Origin of the sequence: Gallibacterium anatis DSM 16844 = F 149 (assembly GCF_000379785.1) — a bacterium.
Lineage (GTDB): Bacteria > Pseudomonadota > Gammaproteobacteria > Enterobacterales > Pasteurellaceae > Gallibacterium > Gallibacterium anatis.
On record NZ_KB903754.1, the window covers coordinates 1 to 6510 of the forward strand.

Sequence of the window (6510 nt, forward strand, 5' to 3'; positions counted from 1 at the left end):
TTATCTGAAAGGAAAAGCAAGAGAAAAGCGACAAAGTAAAAAAACAAACCCACTTTTATCAAATGATTTTGGAAAGATGGGTTTGTCAGCAGTCTGAGCACGGCAAATGCCGTGCTTTTTTGTCACTGCCATATTATGCCAATAGTACCAATCAGAAACTTCCGCTATTAAAAATACTGATTAAGTAGTACACTACTTGCGTTTACTGCGTTGACTATTGGGAGCTGATTATGAAACCTTATCTTATTGCACCGTCCATTTTATCCGCCAACCTTGCGCATCTCGGCGATGACGTGAAAAAAGTGTTGGCTGCCGGGGCTGATGTCATCCATTTTGATGTCATGGACAATCATTATGTGCCGAATTTAACGTTTGGGCCTGCCGTTTGTCAGGCTTTGCGTGATGACGGCATTAGCGCGCCGATTGATGTGCATTTAATGGTGAAACCGGTTGATCGTTTAATTCCTGATTTTGCCAAAGCCGGTGCAACTTCGATTACGTTTCATCCTGAAGCAAGCGAACATATTGACCGTTCCTTGCAATTAATTAAAGATCTCGGTTGTCAGGCTGGATTGGTGTTTAATCCGGCAACACCGCTGCACTATTTAGATCACGTGATGGATAAACTCGACATTATTTTAATTATGTCGGTTAATCCGGGGTTCGGCGGTCAATCTTTTATTCCGCACGCTTTGGAGAAATTGCGTCAGGCTCGTCAACGCATTATTTCCAGCGGTCGTGATATTCGTTTAGAAGTGGATGGCGGCGTTAAAGTGGATAATATTGCGGACATTGCTCGTGCCGGTGCGGATATGTTTGTTGCCGGTTCGGCAATTTTCGGTCAACCCGATTATCAACAGGTTATTCAAGCAATGCGTGAACAACTTGCTCACGCCCATAAATAATAAGGAAAAACTATGAGTCAATTTAAAGCTATCGGTTTCGATCTGGACGGAACTTTGGTTAACAGTCTGCCGGATCTCGCTTTAGCCGTTAGCCATACATTAAAGGAATTAAATTTGCCGACACCTAGCGAAGCGTTGGTGTTAACTTGGATTGGCAATGGTGCGGATATTTTATTGGCACGTGCATTGGAATGGGCGAAATTTTCGCCGAACGCTGAACAGTTAAAGCAGATTAAAGCTCGTTTTAACTACTATTATGGTGAAAATATTTGTAATAAGAGTCAGTTATTTCCTAATGTGAAACAGACCTTAGAACAATTAAAACAAAAAGGCTTTATTCTTGCGGTGGTTACCAACAAACCGACTCAACACGTTATTCCGGTGTTGAAGGCATTCGGGATTGATCATCTGTTCTCAGAAACATTGGGCGGGCAATCTTTGCCGGCGATTAAGCCGCATCCGGCTCCGCTGTTTTATCTCTGCGGTAAATTCGGCATTTTGCCTAAAGAGCTGTTATTTGTCGGTGATTCCAAAAATGATATTTTAGCCGCTCGTGCCGCCGGCTGTTCAGTGGTCGGTTTAACTTACGGTTACAACTATAATATTCCGATTGCTGATTCCCATCCTGATTGGGTATTTAGTGATTTTGCACAAATTTTAACTATTGTTGAATAGAATAAGGAAAGAAAATGAGTAAACCTATTGTATTTAGCGGCGTTCAGCCTTCCGGCGAATTGACGATTGGTAACTATCTCGGTGCTTTACGCCAATGGGTTAAAATGCAGGATGATTATGAATGTTTATTCTGCGTGGTGGATTTGCACGCCATTACTGTCCGTCAAGATCCGGTTGCTTTGCATAAAGCGACTTTAGATGTTCTGGCACTTTATTTGGCTTGCGGTATTGATCCGAATAAAAGCACAATTTTCGTACAATCTCACGTGCCTCAGCATACGCAATTAGCGTGGGTATTAAATTGTTACACCTATTTCGGCGAAATGGGGCGTATGACACAATTTAAAGATAAATCCGCACGCTATGAAGGCAATGTCAGCGTTGGCTTGTTTACTTATCCGGTTTTGATGGCGGCAGATATTTTGTTATATCAAGCCAAACAAGTGCCGGTCGGCGATGACCAAAAACAACATCTTGAAATCACACGTGATATTGCGCAACGTTTCAATGCGCTTTACGGCGATATTTTCACTATTCCGGAAGTTTTCATTCCAAAAGCCGGCGCAAGAGTGATGTCCTTGCTTGATCCGAATAAAAAAATGTCAAAATCGGATGACAATCGCAATAATGTGATTGGTTTATTGGAAGATCCGAAAGCGGTGGCGAAAAAAATCAAACGTGCAGTGACCGACTCTGAAGAACCGCCTCGCGTAAAATTTGATATTGAAAATAAACCGGGCGTGTCCAACTTATTAAGCATTCTCTCGGCGATTACTGAAAAATCCATTCCGGAATTGGAAACGGAATTTGAAGGCAAAATGTATGGTCACCTAAAAGGTGCGGTTGCCGATGAAGTGAGTGCAATGTTGACGCAATTGCAGGAACGTTATTACCATTTCCGCAATGATGAAGCCTTGTTGAACAAAATTCTGCACGAAGGTGCGGAAAAAGCGCGAGCTAAAGCGAAAGAAACATTGGATAAAGTTTATCAGGCAGTTGGCTTCATCAGATAATTTTCCTATCCTCAAGGTGCGATTTCGCACCTTGAATTTTTTCATTTATCCGCGCGGATGGTATTTGCTGTGCAACTGTTTTAAGCGTTCTTTAGCAACGTGGGTATAAATTTGCGTTGTAGAAAGGTCGCTGTGTCCCAACAACATCTGCACCACTCGCAGATCGGCACCGTGATTGACCAAATGCGTAGCAAAAGCGTGACGCAAAACGTGCGGTGATAGCTTGTCCGCATCAATATTGGCTAAACTCGCATAATGTTTAATGCGATACCAAAATGTTTGGCGCGTCATCAGCTTGCCTTGCCGGCTCGGAAACAACACATCGCTGCTCTGCCCACTTAATAATTCCGCTCTGCCATACAAGATAAATTGTTGCACCCAATAATTCGCCTCTTCGCCGATCGGCACTAATCTTTCTTTGTCCGCTTTACCGATAACCCGCACCACACCTTGCTGCAAATTGATATTATTTGTCGTTAACGAAACCAGTTCGCTCACTCGCAAACCGGTCGCATATAACAACTCCAACATTGCTTTATCGCGCAGTTCCAACGCATTTTCTGTTGCCGGTGTATTTAACAGATCAGTCACTTGGCTTTCAGTTAAATATTTCGGCAAACGTGCCGGTAATTTGGGTGAAGAGAGCAGTGAACAAGGATTATCCTCACGATATTTTTCTTGATAAAGATATTGGAACAGTTTCCGCATTGCACTTAACATTCGCGAATAACTTGTCGCTTTATAGCCTTGTTGTAAACGTTCGCCAAGAAATGCCTGCAAATCGAGATACTGCACCTGTTGTAAGTTTAAATGATGCTTTTCCAGCCATTCACTCAGAAATTTAAGATCCGAACGATAACTGGCGATAGTATTTTGCGATAAATTTTTGCCTAGCCAAAGTTCATCAAGAAAAAGGTTGATTAACGTGCTGTCTTTCATTTGGGTTTTAATTAAAACGTTATCGGGTATAATGTGCCGCAAATTGTCAATAATAACGGACTTTATCGCTATTCTCGCTCCGCCGCAAGGTTGGAGCGTGATTTTTTGATAAACCGTTTAAATCTTATTCCAGTTCAACTTATTGGCATTACTTTTTATACAAATTTTTTATTTCATTTGAGGATTATTTTATGGCTCGTTCACAATGGGGGTCACGCCTTGGCTTTATTTTGGCATCCGCCGGTTCTGCCATCGGCTTAGGCGCAGTGTGGAAATTCCCTTATGTTACCGCCACACAAGGCGGCGGCGCATTCTTGTTAATTTATCTTTTTATCAGTCTGACTTTAGGCTTAATTCTGATGGCTACCGAAATGGCGATCGGTCGAGCCACACACTTAGGGCCTATCGGTGCATTCCGCAAATTAGGCAATAACAAATGGTCCATTATCGGCATTATGGGCGTATTGGTTGCCTTTTTTATTCTCTCTTTTTATAGCGTGGTCGGCGGTTGGACGGTCGCTTATTTGGTGAAATCAATGACCGGCAGCATTGCCGGCTCCACCGATCCCACCATCAATGGCAATTTGTTCTCTTCTTTTATCACCGATCCTTGGCAACCGCTTATTTACCACTTTATTTTTGGTTTCCTCACCCTGTTTACTGTCGTTTCAGGCGTGGAAAAAGGGATTGAACGCATCTCTAAATATTTAATGCCAATCCTGTTGATTTTAATGTTGGTTCTAATCGGTCGTGCCGTTTCACTGCCGGGAGCAATCGAAGGCATTAAATTCTTTTTGCTGCCGGATTTCAGCAAAATTGATGGCAAAACCTGGTTAGAAGCACTTGGTTTGGCATTTTTCTCTTTGTCTTTAGGCATTGGCATTATGATTACCTACGGTTCATATGTCGGCCCTGAGGCGAAATTAGTCAGCTCATCCGTCTGGGTGATTCTGCTTACATTATTAACCTGTGTTCTTTCCGGTTTAATGGTGTTACCGGCAGTTTTTGCTTTCGGCTTTGAACCCGGTGCCGGTCCCGGTTTAACTTTTATTACAATGCCGGCAGTCTTCGCCAGTATGCCGTTCGGGCATCTGTTGGCAATGCTGTTTTTCGCCTTATTGTTAGTCGCAGCATTAACCTCTTCGATCTCTTTGCTTGAAGTGTTAGTCAGTTTTCTGATTGATGAATTTAAATTACATCGTCTTAAAGCCGGTGTTATTTCATTCGTGCTATTTTTCTTGCTCGGTATCGGTGCTTCCCTCTCTTTGGGGGCTTGGAGCGAATACAAAATCTTCGGTTACAATATTTTTGACGCCTTGGATAAATCGACACAGAATCTATTGATGCCGTTGGGTGAAATTTTGTTAACGCTGTTCGTTGCTTGGTGGCGTTGGGATAAAATCAGAGCGCAAATTTGTGCTACCGATACCATTTGGACAACGCTATTACGGCTGTTATTAGGTATCGTTATTCCATTGATAATCTTTGCAATTTTCTTGCAAGGCATTTTGGCGTAAAAATAATTAATGAAAAGTGGTTGAGTTTTCAATGAATACTCTTTATACTGCCGCCCCAGTGCTTATAGACTGGAACCAAAAATGCAAGTTTATCAAACAAACAGCGTGGCAAACTCAGCTTATCAACAAGTGGTAAAATTAAGTCCATTGTTGTTTGTTATTTATTTTTAAAATCCTCATTTATTGAGGATTTTTTTTTGCTTGCGATTCAGGTTTCACTCATTCAACCAATAAATCAACACTGGAGCAAACACAATGAACCATATTCGTACTTTTAAAGCCTATGTGCGTGACGAAATTATCAAAAAAGGCGGTTGGGTAAATTCTCATGCTCACGCAGACCGCGCATTCACAATGACCCCAGAAAAAATGCATATTTATCACAACAGCAATCTGCAACAAAAATGGGATTTGGTGGATGAGGTGAAACGTAATTCCAGCGTTGAAGATTATTACGCCCGCTTCAGCCAAGCCATCGAGTTAATGATTTCGCAAGGCGTTACCGCTTTCGGCACATTCGTAGATATCGATCCTATCTGTGAAGATCGCGCCATTATCGCAGCGCACAAAGCAAGAGAAGTCTATAAAAATGACATTGAATTGAAATTCGCCAATCAAACACTGAAAGGCGTCATCGATCCGGTGGCAAAACATTGGTTCGATTTAGGCTCTGAAATGGTCGATATTATCGGCGGCTTACCTTACCGTGATGAGTTGGAATACGGTAAAGGTTTGGAAGCAATGGATATTCTGATGGATAAAGCGAAATCCTTGGGGAAAATGTTGCACGTCCACGTTGACCAATTTAATACGCCGGAAGAGAAAGAAACCGAACAGTTATGTGATAAATCGATTGAACACGGAATGGAAGGGCGTGTTGTGGCGATTCACGGCATTTCTATCGGTGCGCACTCTCGTGAATATCGTTATAAACTGTATGAAAAGATGCGTCAGGCGAAAATGATGATTATCGCTTGCCCAATGGCGTGGATTGACAGCAACCGTAAAGAGGATTTAATGCCGTTCCATAATGCCTTAACGCCGGCAGATGAAATGATTCCGGAAGGGATTACGGTTGCAATCGGTACGGATAATATCTGTGACTATATGGTGCCGTTATGCGAAGGCGATATGTGGCAGGAGCTTAGCCTTTTAACCGCCGGCTGCCGTTTCCCTCATTTAGAGCAGATGGTCGACATCGCCAGCACCAACGGTCGTAAAGTATTAGGGTTAGATCCTTATTAATATTTTGTTCTATATGCCTATTCCCCGGCATAAAAAAGATGGCGTATATAACGCCATCTCAGACTGCTGACAAACCTCTAGACATACCTCTAGAGGTTTGATCTAATAGGCATATCGAAAAAAGGAAATGCCTATGCTCAAAAATACACCCTCACTCCAATATGAAATCGAGATGATAAGTCTCGAACAACTCGTTCCAAAAGACCACCTTGTCCG

At 42.4% G+C, this 6510-nt stretch carries 6 protein-coding genes; 5 read left to right on the top strand and 1 reads right to left on the bottom strand.

Annotated elements, in window-relative coordinates; all coding sequences use genetic code 11:
- Nucleotides 1–230: 230 nt before the first annotated feature.
- From rpe to trpS, 3 genes are read left to right on the top strand one after another with little or no spacing between them, the layout of a single operon-like run.
- Entirely contained in the window at nucleotides 231–905 is a 675-nt protein-coding gene (gene rpe / locus A3EO_RS0111950; protein WP_013746462.1) for a ribulose-phosphate 3-epimerase, read from the top strand.
- Nucleotides 906–917: 12 nt separating this feature from the next.
- The gene (locus tag A3EO_RS0111955; RefSeq protein WP_018347323.1) at nucleotides 918–1580 is read left to right on the top strand and encodes a phosphoglycolate phosphatase; all 663 of its coding nucleotides are present in this window, start codon (nucleotides 918–920) and stop codon (nucleotides 1578–1580) included.
- Nucleotides 1581–1594: 14 nt separating this feature from the next.
- Nucleotides 1595–2593: a tryptophan--tRNA ligase gene (gene trpS / locus A3EO_RS0111960; protein ID WP_018347324.1), complete on the top strand. Its 999-nt coding sequence runs from the start codon at nucleotides 1595–1597 to the stop codon at nucleotides 2591–2593.
- A 45-nt stretch (nucleotides 2594–2638) separates the two neighbouring features.
- Here trpS and xerD read toward each other — a convergent pair whose 3' ends face one another.
- Nucleotides 2639–3532, bottom strand: a complete 894-nt coding sequence (gene xerD, locus A3EO_RS0111965) for a site-specific tyrosine recombinase XerD (RefSeq protein WP_018347325.1) — start codon at nucleotides 3530–3532, stop codon at nucleotides 2639–2641.
- A gap of 191 nt (nucleotides 3533–3723) precedes the next feature.
- Between xerD and A3EO_RS0111970 the strand changes: the two genes are divergently transcribed.
- Complete coding sequence (locus A3EO_RS0111970) at nucleotides 3724–5049, top strand: sodium-dependent transporter (protein WP_018347326.1); 1326 nt, start codon at nucleotides 3724–3726, stop codon at nucleotides 5047–5049.
- A 255-nt stretch (nucleotides 5050–5304) separates the two neighbouring features.
- On the top strand, nucleotides 5305–6294 hold the full coding sequence (locus tag A3EO_RS0111980; RefSeq protein ID WP_013746467.1) for an amidohydrolase family protein: 990 nt from the start codon (nucleotides 5305–5307) through the stop codon (nucleotides 6292–6294).
- Nucleotides 6295–6510: the final 216 nt, after the last annotated feature.